The organism is Streptomyces coryli (genome assembly GCF_011044975.1).
Taxonomy (GTDB): Bacteria; Actinomycetota; Actinomycetes; order Streptomycetales; family Streptomycetaceae; genus Streptomyces; species Streptomyces coryli.
Window position 1 is genome coordinate 1 of record NZ_JAAKZV010000187.1, and the last position, 16,500, is coordinate 16,500.

General features: G+C 70.7%; 19 protein-coding genes. 17 read left to right on the forward strand and 2 right to left on the reverse strand.

Features of this window, described 5'->3' with window-relative positions:
• Positions 1–242: 242 nt before the first annotated feature.
• Complete coding sequence (gene ffh, locus G5C51_RS30320) at positions 243–1,784, forward strand: signal recognition particle protein (RefSeq protein ID WP_165241890.1); 1,542 nt, start codon at positions 243–245, stop codon at positions 1,782–1,784.
• Here ffh and G5C51_RS30325 read toward each other — a convergent pair.
• The gene (locus G5C51_RS30325) at positions 1,733–2,794 is read right to left on the reverse strand and encodes an EamA family transporter (protein WP_165241892.1); all 1,062 of its coding nucleotides are present in this window, start codon (positions 2,792–2,794) and stop codon (positions 1,733–1,735) included. The two genes, ffh and G5C51_RS30325, sit on opposite strands and share 52 nt — an antisense overlap.
• 98 nt (positions 2,795–2,892) lie before the next feature.
• Between G5C51_RS30325 and G5C51_RS30330 the strand changes: the two genes are divergently transcribed.
• Entirely contained in the window at positions 2,893–3,798 is a 906-nt protein-coding gene (locus G5C51_RS30330) for a LysR family transcriptional regulator (RefSeq protein ID WP_165241894.1), read from the forward strand.
• Positions 3,799–3,833: 35 nt separating this feature from the next.
• On the opposite strand, the gene G5C51_RS30335 is transcribed toward G5C51_RS30330, so the two are convergent.
• The gene (locus tag G5C51_RS30335) at positions 3,834–4,643 is read right to left on the reverse strand and encodes an SAM-dependent methyltransferase (protein ID WP_165241896.1); all 810 of its coding nucleotides are present in this window, start codon (positions 4,641–4,643) and stop codon (positions 3,834–3,836) included.
• A 211-nt stretch (positions 4,644–4,854) separates the two neighbouring features.
• On the opposite strand from G5C51_RS30335, the gene proS reads away from it, so the two are divergent.
• From proS to G5C51_RS30410, 15 genes are all read left to right on the forward strand, one after another.
• Entirely contained in the window at positions 4,855–6,270 is a 1,416-nt protein-coding gene (proS, locus tag G5C51_RS30340; RefSeq protein WP_165241898.1) for a proline--tRNA ligase, read from the forward strand.
• A gap of 276 nt (positions 6,271–6,546) precedes the next feature.
• Entirely contained in the window at positions 6,547–7,143 is a 597-nt protein-coding gene (locus G5C51_RS30345; protein WP_165241900.1) for a hypothetical protein, read from the forward strand.
• A 256-nt stretch (positions 7,144–7,399) separates the two neighbouring features.
• Positions 7,400–7,849, forward strand: coding sequence for a 30S ribosomal protein S16 (rpsP, locus tag G5C51_RS30350; protein WP_165241902.1), 450 nt, complete (start codon positions 7,400–7,402; stop codon positions 7,847–7,849).
• A gap of 2 nt (positions 7,850–7,851) precedes the next feature.
• Positions 7,852–8,091, forward strand: coding sequence for an RNA-binding protein (locus G5C51_RS30355; RefSeq protein ID WP_165241904.1), 240 nt, complete (start codon positions 7,852–7,854; stop codon positions 8,089–8,091).
• Between the two features lie 88 nt (positions 8,092–8,179).
• Complete coding sequence (rimM, locus tag G5C51_RS30360; RefSeq protein WP_165241906.1) at positions 8,180–8,704, forward strand: ribosome maturation factor RimM; 525 nt, start codon at positions 8,180–8,182, stop codon at positions 8,702–8,704.
• On the forward strand, positions 8,701–9,516 hold the full coding sequence (trmD, locus tag G5C51_RS30365) for a tRNA (guanosine(37)-N1)-methyltransferase TrmD (protein ID WP_165241908.1): 816 nt from the start codon (positions 8,701–8,703) through the stop codon (positions 9,514–9,516). The genes rimM and trmD overlap by 4 nt, the downstream gene beginning before the upstream one ends.
• Positions 9,517–9,647: 131 nt before the next feature.
• Positions 9,648–9,998 carry a 50S ribosomal protein L19 gene (gene rplS, locus G5C51_RS30370; protein WP_165241910.1) on the forward strand — a complete coding sequence of 117 codons (351 nt, stop codon included), beginning with the start codon at positions 9,648–9,650 and terminating at the stop codon, positions 9,996–9,998.
• 90 nt (positions 9,999–10,088) lie between these two features.
• The gene (lepB, locus tag G5C51_RS30375; RefSeq protein WP_165241912.1) at positions 10,089–10,796 is read left to right on the forward strand and encodes a signal peptidase I; all 708 of its coding nucleotides are present in this window, start codon (positions 10,089–10,091) and stop codon (positions 10,794–10,796) included.
• The gene (lepB, locus tag G5C51_RS30380; RefSeq protein ID WP_165241914.1) at positions 10,789–11,787 is read left to right on the forward strand and encodes a signal peptidase I; all 999 of its coding nucleotides are present in this window, start codon (positions 10,789–10,791) and stop codon (positions 11,785–11,787) included. The genes lepB (G5C51_RS30375) and lepB (G5C51_RS30380) overlap by 8 nt, the downstream gene beginning before the upstream one ends.
• Positions 11,729–12,679: a signal peptidase I gene (lepB, locus tag G5C51_RS30385; RefSeq protein ID WP_165241924.1), complete on the forward strand. Its 951-nt coding sequence runs from the start codon at positions 11,729–11,731 to the stop codon at positions 12,677–12,679. The genes lepB (G5C51_RS30380) and lepB (G5C51_RS30385) overlap by 59 nt, the downstream gene beginning before the upstream one ends.
• A gap of 34 nt (positions 12,680–12,713) precedes the next feature.
• Positions 12,714–13,433 carry a signal peptidase I gene (gene lepB / locus G5C51_RS30390; RefSeq protein WP_165241916.1) on the forward strand — a complete coding sequence of 240 codons (720 nt, stop codon included), beginning with the start codon at positions 12,714–12,716 and terminating at the stop codon, positions 13,431–13,433.
• Positions 13,434–13,437: 4 nt separating this feature from the next.
• On the forward strand, positions 13,438–13,959 hold the full coding sequence (locus G5C51_RS30395; protein WP_276617687.1) for an NUDIX hydrolase: 522 nt from the start codon (positions 13,438–13,440) through the stop codon (positions 13,957–13,959).
• A 39-nt stretch (positions 13,960–13,998) separates the two neighbouring features.
• Positions 13,999–14,316, forward strand: coding sequence for a DUF2469 domain-containing protein (locus G5C51_RS30400; RefSeq protein ID WP_165241918.1), 318 nt, complete (start codon positions 13,999–14,001; stop codon positions 14,314–14,316).
• A gap of 122 nt (positions 14,317–14,438) precedes the next feature.
• Complete coding sequence (locus tag G5C51_RS30405) at positions 14,439–14,801, forward strand: YraN family protein (RefSeq protein ID WP_165241920.1); 363 nt, start codon at positions 14,439–14,441, stop codon at positions 14,799–14,801.
• Entirely contained in the window at positions 14,801–16,414 is a 1,614-nt protein-coding gene (locus G5C51_RS30410; protein ID WP_165241922.1) for a YifB family Mg chelatase-like AAA ATPase, read from the forward strand. The genes G5C51_RS30405 and G5C51_RS30410 overlap by 1 nt, the downstream gene beginning before the upstream one ends.
• Positions 16,415–16,500: the final 86 nt, after the last annotated feature.

Consider the following 16,500-nt stretch of genomic DNA (forward strand, 5'->3'; position numbering starts at 1 on the left):
CCTTGGTCTGGCGGGCTGCGGAGCCTGCGGCATGGTGGGCCGGGCAGCGAGGCTCGTTGGTCTGCCCGGCCCCGGAGCCACCCGGCCTCGGAGCCACCCGACATCGTGGACCGGACCGAGGGGCGGCCCCGGCTCCGGACTTATCCACAGCCCCCGTCCCACTCCCGGACTGCTTCCCCGTCGTCCGGGATACCCTGGGGAGCCGATACCTGCTGCTGACCCTTAAAGGAATGCGACCGCCCGTGTTCGACACTCTTTCCGATCGTCTCGAAGCAGCCTTCAAGTCCCTGCGGGGCAAGGGCCGACTGTCCGAGGCGGACATCGACGCCACGGCTCGTGAGATCCGCGTGGCTCTGCTGGAAGCGGACGTCGCGCTGCCGGTCGTGCGGGCCTTCATCAAGCAGGTCAAGGAGCGGGCGCTCGGGGCGGAGGTCTCCAAGGCGCTCAACCCGGCGCAGCAGGTCGTCAAGATCGTAAACGAGGAGCTGCAGGCCATCCTCGGCGGCGAGACCCGCACGCTGCGCTTCGCGAAGCACCCGCCGACGGTGATCATGCTCGCGGGTCTGCAGGGTGCCGGTAAGACCACCCTGGCGGGCAAGCTCGGCCTGTGGCTGCAGAAGCAGGGCCACACCCCGATCCTGGTCGCCGCCGACCTACAGCGTCCCAACGCCGTGAACCAGCTCGCGGTCGTAGCCGAGCGCGCCGGCGTAGCCGTCTTCGCGCCCGAGCCGGGCAATGGCGTCGGTGACCCGGTCAAGGTCGCCAAGGACTCCATCACCTACGCCCGCGACAAGCAGCACGACGTCGTCATCGTCGACACCGCCGGCCGCCTCGGTATCGACCAGGAGCTGATGCAGCAGGCCGCGGACATCCGCGACGCGGTCAGCCCGGACGAGGTCCTCTTCGTCGTCGACGCGATGATCGGTCAGGACGCGGTCACCACCGCGGAGGCCTTCCGCGACGGCGTCGGCTTCGACGGCGTGGTGCTCTCCAAGCTCGACGGTGACGCCCGCGGTGGTGCGGCGCTGTCGGTGGCGCATGTCACCGGCAAGCAGATCATGTTCGCGTCCAACGGTGAGAAGCTCGACGACTTCGACGCCTTCCACCCGGACCGGATGGCCTCCCGCATTCTCGGCATGGGCGATGTGCTGTCGCTCATCGAGAAGGCCGAGCAGACCTTCGACCAGGCCGAAGCCCAGAAGATGGCCGAGAAGCTGGCCAAGGGCCCGAAGGAGTTCACGCTCGACGACTTCCTGGCGCAGATGGAGCAGGTCAGGAAGATGGGCTCCATCTCTAAGCTGCTCGGCATGATGCCCGGCATGGGCCAGATGAAGGACCAGATCAACAACCTCGACGAGAAGGATGTCGACCGTACGGCCGCCATCATCAAGTCGATGACGCCGGGCGAGCGGCAGGACCCGGTCATCATCAACGGCTCCCGGCGGGCCCGTATCGCCCGCGGCTCCGGCGTGGACGTCTCCGCCGTGAAGAACCTGGTGGAGCGGTTCTTCGAGGCGCGCAAGATGATGTCGAAGATGGCCCAGGGCGGCGGGATGCCCGGCATGCCGGGGATGCCCGGCATGGGCGGCGGCGCCACCAAGAAGAAGGCCAAGCAGCAGAAGAAGGCCAAGGGCAAGCAGCGCTCCGGCAACCCCATGAAGCGCAAGGCCGAGGAGCAGGCGGCGGCGGAGCGCCGGGCCGCTCAGGGCAGCCCGTTCGGTCCGGGCGCCGGTCAGGACCCGCAGGACTTCGAGCTGCCGGACGAGTTCAAGAAGTTCATGTGACGGAGGCGCCGGGGACGGTGACGTCCCTGGTGCTGGGATCGGCGACGTCCCTGGTACTGGGGTCGGCGACGTCCCTGGCGCCGGCGCCAGGGATCGGCGATGTCCCTGGCGCTGGGGTCGGCCGGCCGTTCGCGCGCAGCCCGATGGGTGCGTTCGACCGCCTGCCCCCAGTACGTGCCCGCCACCATGAGCGCCGCGCCGAGGGCGGTGGCCGTCGTCAGGCGTTCGCCGCCGGGGCCGATCCCGGCCGCCGCCGCCCACACCGGCTCCGTCCCCAGCAGCAGGCTCGCGCGGCTCGCGGAGGTGCGCTGCACCGCCCAGGTCTGCGCGAGGAAGGCGAACACGCTGCAGAACAGGGCGAGATAGGCCAGCTGCGCCCAGGTCGCGCCGTCCGCGCGGGCCAGTTCCGGCAGCCCGCCTGCCGCGAACGGCAGCATCAGCACCGTGCCGACGGCGGTCTGCACGGTCGTCAGCTGCAGCGGACGCACGGCCCGCCCCTTCGTCAGCCGCCCGACGAGCGCCACATGCCCCGCCCGGATCCCGGCGGCGGCGAGCATCAGCAGGTCGCCGGAGCGCGGCGCGTGCAGGCCCGTACCGGACATCAGCAGCCCGACCGCCAGCACGCAGACCCCGGCGGCGGCGAAGAAGCGCGGCGGCAGCCGGCCGCCGTCCAGCAGCGGGGTCAGCACGATGGTCAGCGAGATGATCAGGCCGGCGTTCGCGGCGCTGGTGTGCGCCACCCCGTACGTCTCGACGACCAGCACGGCCGCCTGCGTCACGCCGAGGACGGCGCCCGTACGCAGCTCGTCGCGGCGCAGCGAGCGGGTGCCGCGGCGGGCGAACAGCAGCACCAGACAGGCGGCCAGCGAGAGCGCGTAGCGGGCGAAGAGCACCACGAGGACCGCGAGCGCGGCGGTGGCGGTCTTCGCCGACAGGTAGCTGGAGCCCCAGACGAGCGCGACCAGCAGGAGCACGAGGTCCGTACGACGGGAGGCGAGGGTGGCAGACACGGCTCTACGGTGCCCGCGCCCGACGCTTAAGCCCAGAACCAACTTCTGAAGGTACGTTGTAGCGTGGCTTCAATCACACTGAGGCGAGGAGCCGGCAGATGGACGCGCGACAGCTGCGGATCCTCCGGGAGTTGGGCGAGCTCGGCAGCGTGAGTGCCGTGGCCGAGGCGCTGCTCGTCACCCCCTCCGCGATCTCCCAGCAGCTGCGGCTGCTGCAGCGCGGCGTCCCTGCCCCGCTGACCGAGCGCTCCGGGCGGCGGGTCGTCCTCACCGACGCCGGACGCGCCCTCGCCGCCGCGTCGATCGAGGTCGAGACCGCTCTGGAACGGGCCCGGCACACCGTCGCGGACTTCGTCGAACGGCCGGATGCCACCGTCTCGGTGGCCGCCTTCCACAGCGGCGGCGCCGCCTTCTTCCCGCCCCTCCTGCGCACCCTCGCAGGCCCGTCGGACCCCCGGCTCGAGCTCGCCGACGAGGACGTCGAGCAGGACGCCTTCCCCCGGCTGACCAGGGACTACGACCTGGTGCTCGCCCACCGCCTCGACCACGCGCAGAACTGGCCGCGCACCGTGACCGCGACGACGCTGCTGCGCGAGCCACTGGACGTCGCCCTGCCCGCCGGCCACCCCCTCGCGGCCAAGCGGCGGCTCACCCCGCGGGACGTCGCCGACCAGCCGTGGACCACCGTCCACGACGGCTTCCCGGTGATGGCCGTCATCGAGGCCGTCGCCACCGCCGCGAACCGGCGGCTCGACATCGTGCACCGCGTCAACGAGTTCACCGTCGTCGCAGAGATCGTCGCCGCCGGCGGAGGCCTCGCGCTGCTCCCGCGCTGGACCATGCGCCCTCCGCCCGGCGTCGTCCTGCGCCCGCTGAGCGGCGTACATGCCCGGCGGCACATCGACGTCCTGCACCGCCCCGAGCGCACGGCCAGGCGGGCCGTGCGCACCGTACTCACCGCTTTGCGGGAAGCGGCAGAGGAAATCCAGGCGCGCGACTTCTGAGACCGCTCAGCGCGTCCGCGCCACCACGTACGAGCTCAGCGCGTCCGCGCCACCACGTACCGGAAGACGTTCGGCATCCACACCGTCCCGTCCGTGCGCCGGTACGGATGGATCGCCTCCGTCAGCTCCTTGAGCACCTGCGCTTCGTCCGTGGCCGTCATCGCCGCGTCGAAGTAGCCCGTCGACAGCAGCCCGCGCACCGCGCTCGCGGTGTCCGCGTAGCCGAACGGGCAGGCCACCCGCCCGGATCCGTCCGGGCGCAGGCCCGCGGACCTGACCAGGTCGTCCAGGTCGTCGCGGCCCGAAGGCCGCCAGCAGCCGGCCGCCGCCGTCGGATCCGCCAGCCGCGCCGCCACCCGCAGCGCGCCCGCCGAGGCGCACCGCTCGGCCGGACCCCAGTCCGCCAGTACCACCGGGCTGCCGCGCCCGGCGAGCGCCGCCGCCTCGGCCAGGTCGCGGGCCGCGGGCGGGGTGAACGCCGTGATCATGGTGTACGGCTCCGCGGCCGCCGGAGGCTCCGGCGCGCAGCCCGCGCTCCGTACCGCCGCGCTCTCCGCCGTCAGCCGCTCCCGCGCCAGCGCGAGCCGCGCCGCGTCCCGCTCCGCGCCGCTCACCTCGGCGCCGCGCGCCGCGGCGAGCAGCAGCGCGAGGCCCGCCCCGCAGTCGAGGCCGAGCAGGCGGGTGCCGGGGCCGATGCCCAAGCGGTCGTATACGGCCTCATAGAGCGGCACCAGCATCCGTTCCTGGATCTCCGCCCAGTCGCGCGCCCGGGCCGGCGGCTCGGCCGGGACGGGAGCGGGGAGCGAGGGTGTGTGCTGGTGCTGCCGTACGAGGGTGTGTGCCATAGCCGTACGCCCCTGTTCGCCGAGATCATCCGCCTGGTCCGCCCCCGGTGCATTCCCCCCGTATGCCAGGGAACTGCGGATTGCGCCCGCCGTCCAGAGGGCACCGGGGCCGATTGCGAAGGCTTGCCCCATACGGGCCCGGGTCCGCGTCCATCCGGCCCGTCCACGGCGGATTAACGTCTGCCCCCGTCGCCCCTTTATGCTCTGCGCCATGGCTAAGGCTCCCGTTCTCACCCCCCAGGCGGACGACTTCCCGCGCTGGTACCAGGACTTGATCAACAAGGCCGAGCTGGCCGACAACGGCCCGGTGCGCGGCACCATGGTCATCCGTCCGTACGGGTACGGGCTCTGGGAGCGGATGCAGCAGGAGATGGACGCGCGGATCAAGGAAGCGGGCGCGCAGAACGCGTACTTCCCGCTCTTCATCCCGCAGTCCTTCCTCACCAAGGAGGCGGAGCACGTCGAGGGCTTCGCCCCCGAGCTCGCCGTCGTCACGCACGGCGGCGGCAAGGACCTCGACGAGCCGGTGGTCGTCCGCCCCACCTCCGAGACGATCATCAACGACTACTTCTCGAAGTGGGTGCAGAGCTACCGCGACCTGCCCCTGCTCATCAACCAGTGGGCGAACGTGGTCCGCTGGGAGATGCGGCCGCGGGTCTTCCTGCGCACCACCGAATTCCTCTGGCAGGAGGGGCACACCGCCCACGCCACGTATGAGGACGCGCGTGACTATGCCGCGCACATCCACAAGAACGTGTACGCCGACTTCATGATCAATGTCCTCGGCATCGACGTGGTCCTCGGCCGCAAGACCCCCAAGGAGCGCTTCGCCGGCGCCATCAACACCCTCACCCTCGAGGGCATGATGCGCGACGGCAAGGCCCTGCAGATGGGCACCAGCCACGAGCTCGGCACCAACTTCGCCAAGGCCTTCGAGACGTCGTACCTGTCGAAGGAGGGCAAGCAGGAGCTCGTCTGGCAGACCTCCTGGGGCTCCTCGACCCGCATGGTCGGCGGCCTGATCATGTCCCACGGCGACGACAACGGCCTGCGGGTCCCGCCGCGGCTCGCCCACATCCAGGCCGTCGTCATGGCCATCAAGGGCGACGACGCGGTGCTGGCCAAGGTCCGCGAGCTCGGCGACCAGCTGAAGGCCGCGGGCATCCGCGTCCAGGTCGACGACCGCACCGACACCCCCTTCGGCCGCCGGGCCGTCGACTGGGAGCTCAAGGGCGTCCCCGTACGCATCGAGATCGGCCCGCGCGACCTGGAGAACGGCACCGCGATGCTCGCCCGCCGCATTCCCGGCGGCAAGGAGCCGGTGCAGCTCGACGCGCTGCAGGCGCTGGTCCCCAAGGTCCTCGAGGAGGACCAGCAGGCCCTGCTGCGCGAGTCCCGCGAGCGCCGCGAGTCCCGTACCAGCGACGTCCGGACCCTCGAGGAGGCCGCCGAGGCCGCGGCCGCCGGCGGCTGGGCCCGTATTCCCTGGGCCGACCTCGGCCCGGAGGGCGAGGACAAGCTGGCCCAGCAGGCGGTCAGCGTGCGCTGCCTCGTCGCCGAGGACGGGTCGGTGCCGGAGGCCGATGACGCACCCGGTACGCTCGCGATCGTGGGCCGCGCCTACTGAGGGACCCTCGAAAAAGCGGCCGCCGGGCGGGAACCGATCGCCGAGCCGCCCCGTCTAAGCGGGGCGACCGGGCGCGTACGGAATTGCTCGCGCTGGGGCGTACACGCCGGGTATGTGCGGGCTTGTTGTTAACTGCGCCAGTTAGTTGCAGATCTACGCAGATCAACGCACCCGCCCCTGCTCACCACGCATGAGTGGGTACTGGCACGTAGGAGCAAATTAATCGGGACGTCCCGGAATCGGAACACAATGGCGCCTTCGCTCGTTGGACACGACGTGAGCACGACACCACCTGTTCTCGCCGCAGAACTGGCACACGCGTGGGCCGAGATCCAACGGCACCACCCGGAGCTGCCGGATCTTGCCGCGCCCGAAGCACTGATCGGAGAGTCCTCGTCCGCCTGCGGCGCGGAGCTCTCTTTCGAACGGCTCCTGCACGAAGGTGTCCACGGCATCGCCGCAGCCCGCGGCATCCGCGACACCTCACGTGCCGGCCGGTACCACAACCGACGCTTCCTCGCGATCGCCGAGGAGATGGGTCTGGAGCACTCCGACGAGCCGCACCCGTCCAGCGGGTTCTCGCTCGTGACCCTCACCCCGGAGACGCGGAAGCGCTATCGCCCCGCCATCGAGAGACTGCAGCGCGCGCTGAAGGCGCACACCGCGGCCACGACCGCCGACACGGGGCGGTCCTTCCGCGGGCCCGCCGCGCGGCACGGCTCGTCCGGCGGCGGGGTGCGGGTGAAGGCGGTGTGCGACTGCGGACGCAATGTCCGGGTCGTGCCGTCCGTCCTCGCCCAGGCGCCGATCGTCTGCGGCGGATGCGGAAAGCCGTTCCGGATCCCGGAAGTGGAGCCGGCGGCAGTCGCCTGATCCGAGCGGGCCTTGGTTGCGGAGGTCTGATCGGGACTCTGACGGTCACGGTTGCGTACGGAGCTGTGCACGGTGCTGCCGTCACAGCTGCGTACGGGGCTGCTGCAAACGTGTGGCACAATGGCTAGCTGTACTCGACAGTCGCATAGGACCCCTCTCTCCTCCGGCTGACGCGTCCATCGGGCACTCGGGTACCGCAACCCCACGCGGCACATCGCAGTGCTCAACCACGTCAACATCAGGAGACACCACTCCCGTGGCAGTCAAGATCAAGCTGAAGCGCCTGGGCAAGATCCGTGCGCCGCACTACCGCATCGTCGTCGCCGACTCCCGTACCCGCCGTGACGGCCGGGCCATCGAGGAGATCGGTCTGTACCACCCGGTGCAGAATCCCTCGCGCATCGAGGTCGACTCCGAGCGTGCCCAGTACTGGCTGAGCGTCGGCGCGCAGCCGACCGAGCCGGTCATGGCCATCCTCAAGGTCACCGGCGACTGGCAGAAGTTCAAGGGCCTGCCGGCCCCGGAGCCGATGAAGGTCGCCGAGCCGAAGGCCGACAAGCGCGCCCTCTTCGAGGCCGCCGCGAAGTCCTCCGGCGAGGAGTCGAAGGGTGACGCCGTCACCCCGAAGGCGAAGAAGGCCGACAAGGCCGAGAAGAAGGCCGAGGCCGCTGAGGCCGAGGCTCCCGCCGAGTCGACCGAGGCCTGAGGATGCTCGAGGAAGCCCTCGAGCACCTGGTGAAGGGCATCGTCGACAACCCCGACGAGGTGCAGGTCGAACGCCGCAACCTGCGCCGCGGCAGCGTGCTCGAGGTCCGGGTGCACCCCGAGGACCTCGGCAAGGTCATCGGCCGTAACGGCCGGACCGCCCGCTCGCTCCGCACCGTCGTGGGCGCGCTCGGCGGACGAGGCATCCGGGTCGACCTGGTCGACGTGGACGAGATCCGCTGAGACGCCGCGCGCTTTGCGTATAACAGACCGGGGAGGCCCAGAAGGGCCTCCCCGGTCTGCGTTTGTCACCACTCTCCGGAGGAACATCGTGCAGCTCGTAGTCGCGCGCATCGGGCGTGCTCACGGGATCAAGGGCGAGGTCACCGTCGAGGTGCGGACCGACGAGCCCGAGCTGCGGCTCGGGCCCGGTGCCGTACTGCACACGGACCCCGCCGAGCGTGGGCCGCTGAAGATCGCCACCGGCCGCGTGCACAGCGGGCGGCTGCTGCTGCGCTTCGAGGGCGTGAGCGACAGGACCGGGGCGGAGGAGCTCCGTAACACCCTCCTCATCGCCGACGTGGACCCGGACGAGACGCCCGAGGACCCGGAGGAGTTCTACGACCACCAGCTCGTCGACCTCGACGTGGTGACGCAGGACGGGACCGCGGTCGGGCGGATCGAGGAGATCGCGCACACCCCGGGGCAGGACCTGCTGGTGGTGAAGCGGCCGGATGACTCCGAGGTGCTGATCCCGTTCGTCAACGAGATCGTGCCCGAGATCGACCTCGAGGAGCAGCGCGTCGTGATCACCCCGCCGCCGGGCCTCCTCGACGACGAGGAAGCCGCGCGGTGAGGCTCGACGTCGTCACGATCTTCCCGGAGTACCTGGAGCCGCTGAACGTCTCCCTCGTGGGGAAGGCGCGGGCCCGCGGGCAGCTCGATGTGCGCGTCCATGACCTGCGGGAATGGACCCACGATCGGCACAACACGGTGGATGACACCCCGTACGGCGGCGGCCCCGGCATGGTCATGAAGCCGGACCCGTGGGGCGAGGCGCTGGACGAGATCATCGGGTCCGGGGCCGACGGCGCCGAGCCCGTGATCGTCGTGCCCACGCCCAGCGGCCGGCCCTTCACCCAGGAGCTCGCCGTCGAGCTCTCCGGCAAGCCGTGGCTGGTCTTCACCCCGGCCCGGTACGAGGGCATCGACCGGCGGGTGATCGAGGAATACGGCGAGCGCTGCGACGTCCGCGAGGTCTCCATCGGGGACTACGTGCTCGCGGGCGGCGAAGCGCCGGTGCTGGTGATGGTGGAGGCCGTCGCGCGGCTGCTGCCGGGTGTGCTCGGGAACGCCGCCTCGCATCAGGACGACTCCTTCGCGCCCGGGGAGATGGCACAGCTGCTGGAGGGGCCCGTCTACACCAAGCCGCCCGAGTGGCGGGGGCGGGAGATCCCGGAGGTGCTGGTCAGCGGGCACCACGGGAAGATCGCGCGGTGGCGGCGGGACCAGGCCCTGGCCCGTACGACCGCGAACCGGCCCGATCTGATCGCGGGCGCCGAGGCCGGGAGCTTCGACAAGAAGGACCGGCAGACCCTCGCAGAGCTGGGCTGGGCCGAGGGCGAGGACGGCCGATTTTGGCGTCCGGGCCAGGTCGTGGAAGAATAGCCAGGCTGTTCACCGTCCGACGTGCGCCCCTGCCACAGGGGGATACGACGCCCGTACGACGGGGCAGCCACCGTAATCCATTTACTTAGCCGCTGATGACCTGTGGCATTGGCGAAGAAAGCGAAACACTCATGTCGCACCTCCTCGACAGCGTCGACGCCGCATCGCTGCGCACCGACATCCCGTCCTTCCGCCCGGGTGACACCGTCAACGTCCACGTGCGCGTCATCGAGGGCAACCGCTCCCGTGTGCAGCAGTTCAAGGGCGTCGTCATCCGCCGCCAGGGCGCGGGCATCCGCGAGACCTTCACCGTCCGCAAGGTCAGCTTCTCCGTCGGCGTCGAGCGCACCTTCCCGGTGCACACGCCGGTCGTCGAGAAGATCGAGGTCGTGACCAAGGGCGACGTCCGCCGCGCCAAGCTGTACTACCTGCGCGACCTGCGCGGCAAGGCCGCCAAGATCAAGGAGAAGCGCGAGAACTGAGCGCGTCCCACTTCTTCGAAGAGCCCCGCGGCTTTGTGCCGCGGGGCTCTTCGCATGTCCGGCCGCCCGGGCGGTTAGGCTCAATGCTCGATGGACGTACACATTGCGGAGCGCGGGCACCGCTCTGACCTTGAGGACGAGGGGGCGGAGCGGCGGTTGCGTTTTCCCTGGCGGCGGGTGTCGGCGATCGGGGGCGTGTGCGTCGTCGTGGTGCTGCTGGTGAGCGCGTTCGTGGTGCAGCCGTTCCTGATCCCCAGCGGGTCGATGGAGGGCACCCTGCGGCCCGGGGACCGGATCATGGTCAACAAGCTGGCGTACCGTTTCGGCGACGACGCGCCGCGGCGCGGTGACGTCGTCGTCTTCGACGGGACCGGCACCTTCAGCGGCGAGCAGCCGGCCGGCAATCCGGTGACCGGGATGCTCCGTAAGGCGGCCTCGGCGGCGGGCCTCGCGGAGCCGGCGGAGACCGATTACGTCAAGCGCGTCATCGGCGTCGGCGGCGACCGGGTCACGTGCTGCGACAAGCAGCTGCGCCTTACGGTGAACGGGCATCCGGTGGACGAGAGGGCGTACCTTTATCCCGGTGATACGCCGTCGCGAGTACGTTTCGATGTTGTGGTGCCGACCGGGAAGCTGTGGGTGATGGGAGATCACCGCAGCGATTCGCGTGACTCACGCGATCTGCTCGGGGCGCCCGGCGGGGGGATGGTGCCCGTGGACCGGGTGATCGGCAGGGCCGACTGGATCGGCTGGCCCCTGGGGCGCTGGAGCGCCGTGGGGCGGGCCGAGCATGGGTAGCCATGCCAAACCGAAGCGCTCGCGCGGCCGCGCGTCCGCGTATACCGGCCGGGCGGACCGGCGCCGGCTGGCGCAGAAGGTCAAGCGGAAGCGCAGGCGGTCGGCGATCAAGGAGATCCCGCTGATCGTCGGGGTCGCGCTCATCATCGCTTTGGCGATAAAGACCTTTCTCCTCCAGGCCTTTGTGATTCCGTCGGGCTCGATGGAGCAGACGATCAAGATCGGCGACCGGGTGGTCGTGGACAAGCTCTCCCCGTGGTTCGGGTCGAAGCCCGAGCGCGGGGACGTCGTCGTTTTCAAGGACCCGGGCAAGTGGCTGCAGCGCGATCCGGCGGCCCAGCAGGGCAGTGGCGGCGACCCCGTGGGCATCAAGCAGGCGAAGGGCGCGCTGACCTTCATCGGGCTGCTGCCGTCCGACCGCGATCAGGACCTGATCAAGCGCGTCGTCGGTACGGAGGGTGACCGGGTGAAGTGCTGCGACAGCAGCGGCCGGGTCACGGTGAACGGCACGGCCATCACGGAGCCGTATCTCTACCCGGACGACAAGCCCTCCCAGGAGGCCTTCGACGTGACGGTGCCGTCCAACCGGCTGTTCGTCATGGGCGACCACCGCAGCAACTCCGCCGACTCCCGCTACCACCGCACCGACGGGTACCAGGGGACCGTGCCCGAGGAGAACGTTGTCGGCCGGGCCATGGCCATCGCCTGGCCGTTCGGTCACTGGCGCGGACTCCAGCAGCGGGACACCTACGCGTCAGTGCCGGATCCGGTCGCCGGGGCACATAGTGTGTCCTTGAAGAAATCGACGGATACAACGCAAGAGAACGTCCCCCTCCCGACTCCTGCGGAACTCCCGCTCGTTATGGGAGTGGTGGGCCTGCACCGGTGGCGGAGCAGGCGGCGGCGAGACTTGAGGAGTGGATGTGGGGGACGTGGCAGTCGGCGCCCGGTCCGGACACGAAGAGCCCGAGGACGCCGGTGGGCAGCCTGAGCACGGGACTCCCAGCGCTCCCAGCGGCGGAAAGAGCAAGGTGAAGAAGGAACGCTCGTTCTGGAAGGAACTGCCGATCCTGATCGGCATCGCGCTGGTCCTGGCGCTCTTGATCAAGACGTTCCTGGTCCAGGCCTTCTCGATCCCGTCCGACTCCATGCAGAACACCCTGCAGCGCGGCGACCGCGTCCTGGTGGACAAGCTCACGCCCTGGTTCGGCTCCAAGCCGGAGCGCGGCGAGGTCGTGGTCTTCCACGACCCGGGCGACTGGCTGAACGGCGAGGAGGCCCCCGAGGCGCCGGGCGGCGTCGTCGGCGGCATCCAGAAGGTGCTCAGCTTCGTCGGCCTGATGCCCTCCGCCGAGGAGCAGGACCTGATCAAGCGGGTCATCGCCACCGGCGGCGACACGGTCGAGTGCAAGGGCACCGGCCAGGTCAAGGTCAACGGCAAGGCGCTGAACGAGACCGACTACATCTTCCCGGGCAACACCCCCTGCAGCGACAAGCCCTTCGGCCCGATCAAGGTCCCCGACGGGATGATCTGGGTGATGGGCGACCACCGCCAGGACTCCCTCGACTCGCGCTACCACGAGCAGTCGCCCGACAAGGGCTTCGTCGACGAGGACCTGGTGGTCGGCCGCGCCTTCGCGGTGGCCTGGCCGCTGAACCGCTGGGACTGGCTGTCCATCCCGGACACCTTCAAGCAGGTCACGAGCGCGGCCGCGCCCGCGACGCCGGTGGCGCTCGGCCTTGCCGGGGCCGTACCGCTGGTGCTGCTGCGCCGGCGGCGGCTGCTGGCGAAGGCGGTCGGCGAGGCGAAGGTGGCCGATCATGTGAAGGCCGATCACGGTGATGCTGTGAAGGTTGATCACGGTGCGGCAATGAAGGGCTGACGGGTCCCGATACCCCTGGGTAGGGTGCGGTCCCATGAGCAGCAGCAGGACGGCACGCGCCCGTAGCAACCAGATCGACAGCGTGGTGTCCGGCCTTGCCGTGGCGCTCGGCTGCGTGCTCTTCCTGGGCGGCTTCGCCTGGGGCGCGATCACGTTTCAGCCGTATACGGTGCCGACCGACTCGATGGCCCCGACGGTCGGCGCCGGCGACCGGGTGCTCGCCGAGCGTACGGACGGCGCTGAGGTGCGCCGCGGCGACGTGGTCGTCTTCCAGGACAAGGTGTGGGGCGACCTGCCCATGGTCAAGCGGGTGGTCGCGGTCGGCGGGGACACGGTGAGCTGCTGCGACAAGCAGCAGCGCATCAAGGTCAACGGCAAGGCGATCGACGAGCCCTACGTCGCCGCCGCGCAGCGCGCGGGCCAGGACGGCTTCGGGGCCGTGAAGGTGCCCGAGGGCAAGCTCTTCCTGCTCGGCGACCACCGGGCGGACTCCCTCGACTCGCGCGAACACCTGCAGAACGCCGCAAAGGGCTCGGTCTCCCGGGCCGCCGTGCGCGGCCGGGTGGAGGGCACGGTGTGGCCGCTCGGGACGGCCGGGACGCTGGCGCCGGCGGAGGGCTTCGCGGGGCTGCCCGGCGGGGTGACGGAGCGGGGGCCGCTGCGATTGATCGTGTGGGCTGTCTTCGGCGGGGCAGTGATGATCCTGGGCGGTGCGGCGTACGGGCCGGTCGCCAGGCGGATCCGGGGGAGGTGAGGTGCTGGTGTCAGGGTCGGCCGGGAGGGAGCTGCGCAAGGTCGCGCGAGTGATCGTGCTGGATCCCGATGACCGGATCCTGCTGCTGCACGGAATGGAACCGGACGACCCGTCCGACGACTGGTGGTTCACGCCGGGCGGTGGCCTGGAGGGGGACGAGACCCGCGAGGAGGCCGCCCTGCGGGAGCTGGCCGAGGAAACGGGTATCACAGGGGAGTCGGTGCGGCTCGGTCCGCTGCTGTGGCGGCGGGAGTGCTCGTTTCCCTTCGCCGGGCGGCGGTGGGACCAGGACGAGTGGTACTACCTGGCGCGGGTGGACCGGGAGACGGCGGCGGCCGCGGCGGTCGCCGACGGCCTGTCCGAGCTGGAAAAGCGCAGCATGATGGGGCTGCGGTGGTGGACGTACGCGGAACTGTCCGCCACCCGTGAGACCGTGTACCCCACCAAGCTGGCCGCACTGCTGGGACAGCTGCTGGAGGAAGGACCTCCGATCAGTCCAGTGCTCCTCGAGACGGAGCGGGTCTGACGCACAATGGGGGCACGTACGGCGGAAGGGGAACAGCTCATGAGCGCCGAAGACCTCGAGAAGTACGAGACCGAGATGGAGCTCAAGCTCTACCGGGAGTACCGCGATGTGGTCGGGCTGTTCAAGTACGTGATCGAGACGGAGCGGCGCTTTTACCTCACCAATGACTACGAGATGCAGGTGCACTCGGTCCAGGGCGAGGTCTTCTTCGAGGTCTCCATGGCGGACGCGTGGGTGTGGGACATGTACCGGCCGGCCCGGTTCGTCAAGCAGGTGCGGGTGCTCACGTTCAAGGACGTGAATATCGAGGAGCTCAATAAGGCGGATCTGGAGATGCCGTCCGACGACCTCGGGTGACGGACTGGGATGCGGACCCGGGTGACGGAGTTTTCCACAACCCGGAAGTAATCCACCGGAACGGCCCAAGATCCCTTAACTGATTGCTCGCCCCGGCAGAGTCGCAGCCGGAGGTGAGGCCGATGCCGAACGCACGGCAGGCGATCGGGCAGTACGGAGAACGGCTCGCGGAGCGCCGGCTCACGGCCGCGGGCATGACGATCCTGGAGCGGAACTGGCGGTGCCGGGCCGGCGAGGTCGATCTGGTGGCGCTGGATGGGGATGCGCTGGTTCTTTGCGAGGTGAAGACCCGTAAGACCGGGCTCTTCGAGCATCCGATGGCCGCGATCACCCCGGAGAAGGCGGCCCGGCTGCGCCGCCTCGCCGAGGAGTGGATGGCACGGCACGGCGGCCCGCCGCCGGGCGGCGTCCGTATCGACATCGTCGGGGTGCTGGTCCCCGACCGCGGTGCCCCCGTGATTGAGCACGTTCGGGGGGTGGCCTGATGGGGTTCGCGCGTACGTGCTCCGTGGCCCTGGTCGGGGTGGAGGGCGTGGTGGTCGAGGTCCAGGCGGACCTTGAGCCCGGGCTGGCGAACTTCGCTCTCGTCGGGCTGCCCGACAGGAGCCTGGTGGAGAGCCGGGACCGGGTGCGGGCCGCGGTGATCAATTCCGGCGGTCAGTGGCCGCAGATGAAGCTCACCGTGGGGCTGAGCCCGGCGGCCGTTCCGAAGGGCGGCAGCGGCTTCGACCTGGCGGTCGCCTGCGCGGTCCTCGGAGCGGCGGGGCGGATCAGTCCTCATACTCTGACGGACCTCGTCATGGTGGGCGAGCTGGGCCTTGACGGCCGGGTGCGGCCGGTCCGCGGCGTGCTCCCCTCGGTGCTGGCGGCCGCGGACGCGGGATACCGGCAGGTGGTGGTGCCCGAGCGGACAGCGGCGGAGGCGGGCCTGGTGCCGGGGGTGTCCGTGCTGGGCGTGCGGAGCCTGCGGCAGCTGATCGCGGTGCTGAACGACGAGTCCCCGCCCGAGGAGGAACCGGAGGACGGGCCCGAGCACGGCCTTCCTGACCCGCTGCTGGCCGGGCTCGCGGTGCCCGGGCTCGGCATCGGCGCCGGGATGCCGGCGGACGAGCCGGCGCCCGATCTGGCCGACGTGGCCGGGCAGCACACGGCCCGGCGGGCGCTGGAGGTGGCGGCGGCCGGCGGGCACCACTTGTTCCTGAAGGGGCCACCGGGCGCGGGCAAGACCTTGCTGGCCGAGCGGCTCGTCGGCATCCTCCCGCCGCTGACGGAGCAGCAGTCGCTCGAGGTGACGGCGGTGCACTCGGTCGCCGGCACCCTCCCCGCCGGGCAGCCGCTGATCGACCGGGCGCCCTACTGTGCGCCGCACCACTCGGCGTCCATGGCGGCGATTGTCGGCGGCGGCACGGGATTCCCCCGTCCCGGAGCGGTTTCGCTCGCGCACCGGGGCGTACTGTTCATGGACGAGGCGCCCGAGTATCGGCCGCAGGTCCTCGACGCGATGCGGCAGCCGCTGGAGTCCGGCCATGTGATCGTGGCCAGAGCCGCGGGGATGATGCGGATGCCCGCCCGGTTCCAGCTGTTACTGGCGGCCAACCCGTGCCCCTGCGGCAGGCATGGCCTCGATTCCGAGGGCTGTGAGTGTCGCCCGGATTCGGTCAGGCGCTATGCCGCCCGCCTCTCCGGACCGCTGATGGACCGTATCGACCTGAGGGTCACCGTCCAGCCGGTCTCCCGTGCCGACCTCATCGGCGATGGCATACGGGGGGAGTCCAGCGCGGTCGTCGCCGAGCGCGTGCTGGAAGCCCGCTCCCGCGCGGCCACGCGCTACCTGGACACGCCGTGGCTCATCAACGGGGAGGTGCCCGGGCACGAGCTGCGCACCCGCTGGCCGGTCGGGCCGGGCGCGCTGTACGAGGCGGAGCGCGACATGGAGCGCGGGCTGCTGACGGCTCGCGGCCTCGACCGGGTGCTGCGCGTCGCGTGGACGTCCGCCGACCTCGCCGAGCGTGACCGGCCGACGGCAGAGGACGTGAACTTCGCGCTGGAAATGCGCACGGGCGTGGCCCGTGGCGTGACGATGGCGGTCCGGCCATGACAGCGGGGGAGGAGCTGCTCGCCCGAGTAGGGCTGGCGCGGTTGGTGGAGCCCGGGGATGAAGGGGCCGGGCGGATGGTGCGGGAG

Coding starts and splice junctions, on each gene's coding strand:
- G5C51_RS30355 (WP_165241904.1), top strand. CDS start 7,852: ATGCTCGAGGAAGCCCTCGAGCACCTGGTGAAGGGCATCGTCGACAAC.
- rplS (WP_165241910.1), top strand. CDS start 9,648: ATGTCGCACCTCCTCGACAGCGTCGACGCCGCATCGCTGCGCACCGAC.
- proS (WP_165241898.1), top strand. CDS start 4,855: ATGGCTAAGGCTCCCGTTCTCACCCCCCAGGCGGACGACTTCCCGCGC.
- lepB (WP_165241916.1), top strand. CDS start 12,714: ATGAGCAGCAGCAGGACGGCACGCGCCCGTAGCAACCAGATCGACAGC.
- G5C51_RS30405 (WP_165241920.1), top strand. CDS start 14,439: ATGCCGAACGCACGGCAGGCGATCGGGCAGTACGGAGAACGGCTCGCG.
- G5C51_RS30335 (WP_165241896.1), bottom strand. CDS start 4,643: ATGGCACACACCCTCGTACGGCAGCACCAGCACACACCCTCGCTCCCC.
- G5C51_RS30330 (WP_165241894.1), top strand. CDS start 2,893: ATGGACGCGCGACAGCTGCGGATCCTCCGGGAGTTGGGCGAGCTCGGC.
- G5C51_RS30400 (WP_165241918.1), top strand. CDS start 13,999: ATGAGCGCCGAAGACCTCGAGAAGTACGAGACCGAGATGGAGCTCAAG.
- lepB (WP_165241914.1), top strand. CDS start 10,789: ATGGGTAGCCATGCCAAACCGAAGCGCTCGCGCGGCCGCGCGTCCGCG.
- lepB (WP_165241912.1), top strand. CDS start 10,089: ATGGACGTACACATTGCGGAGCGCGGGCACCGCTCTGACCTTGAGGAC.
- G5C51_RS30410 (WP_165241922.1), top strand. CDS start 14,801: ATGGGGTTCGCGCGTACGTGCTCCGTGGCCCTGGTCGGGGTGGAGGGC.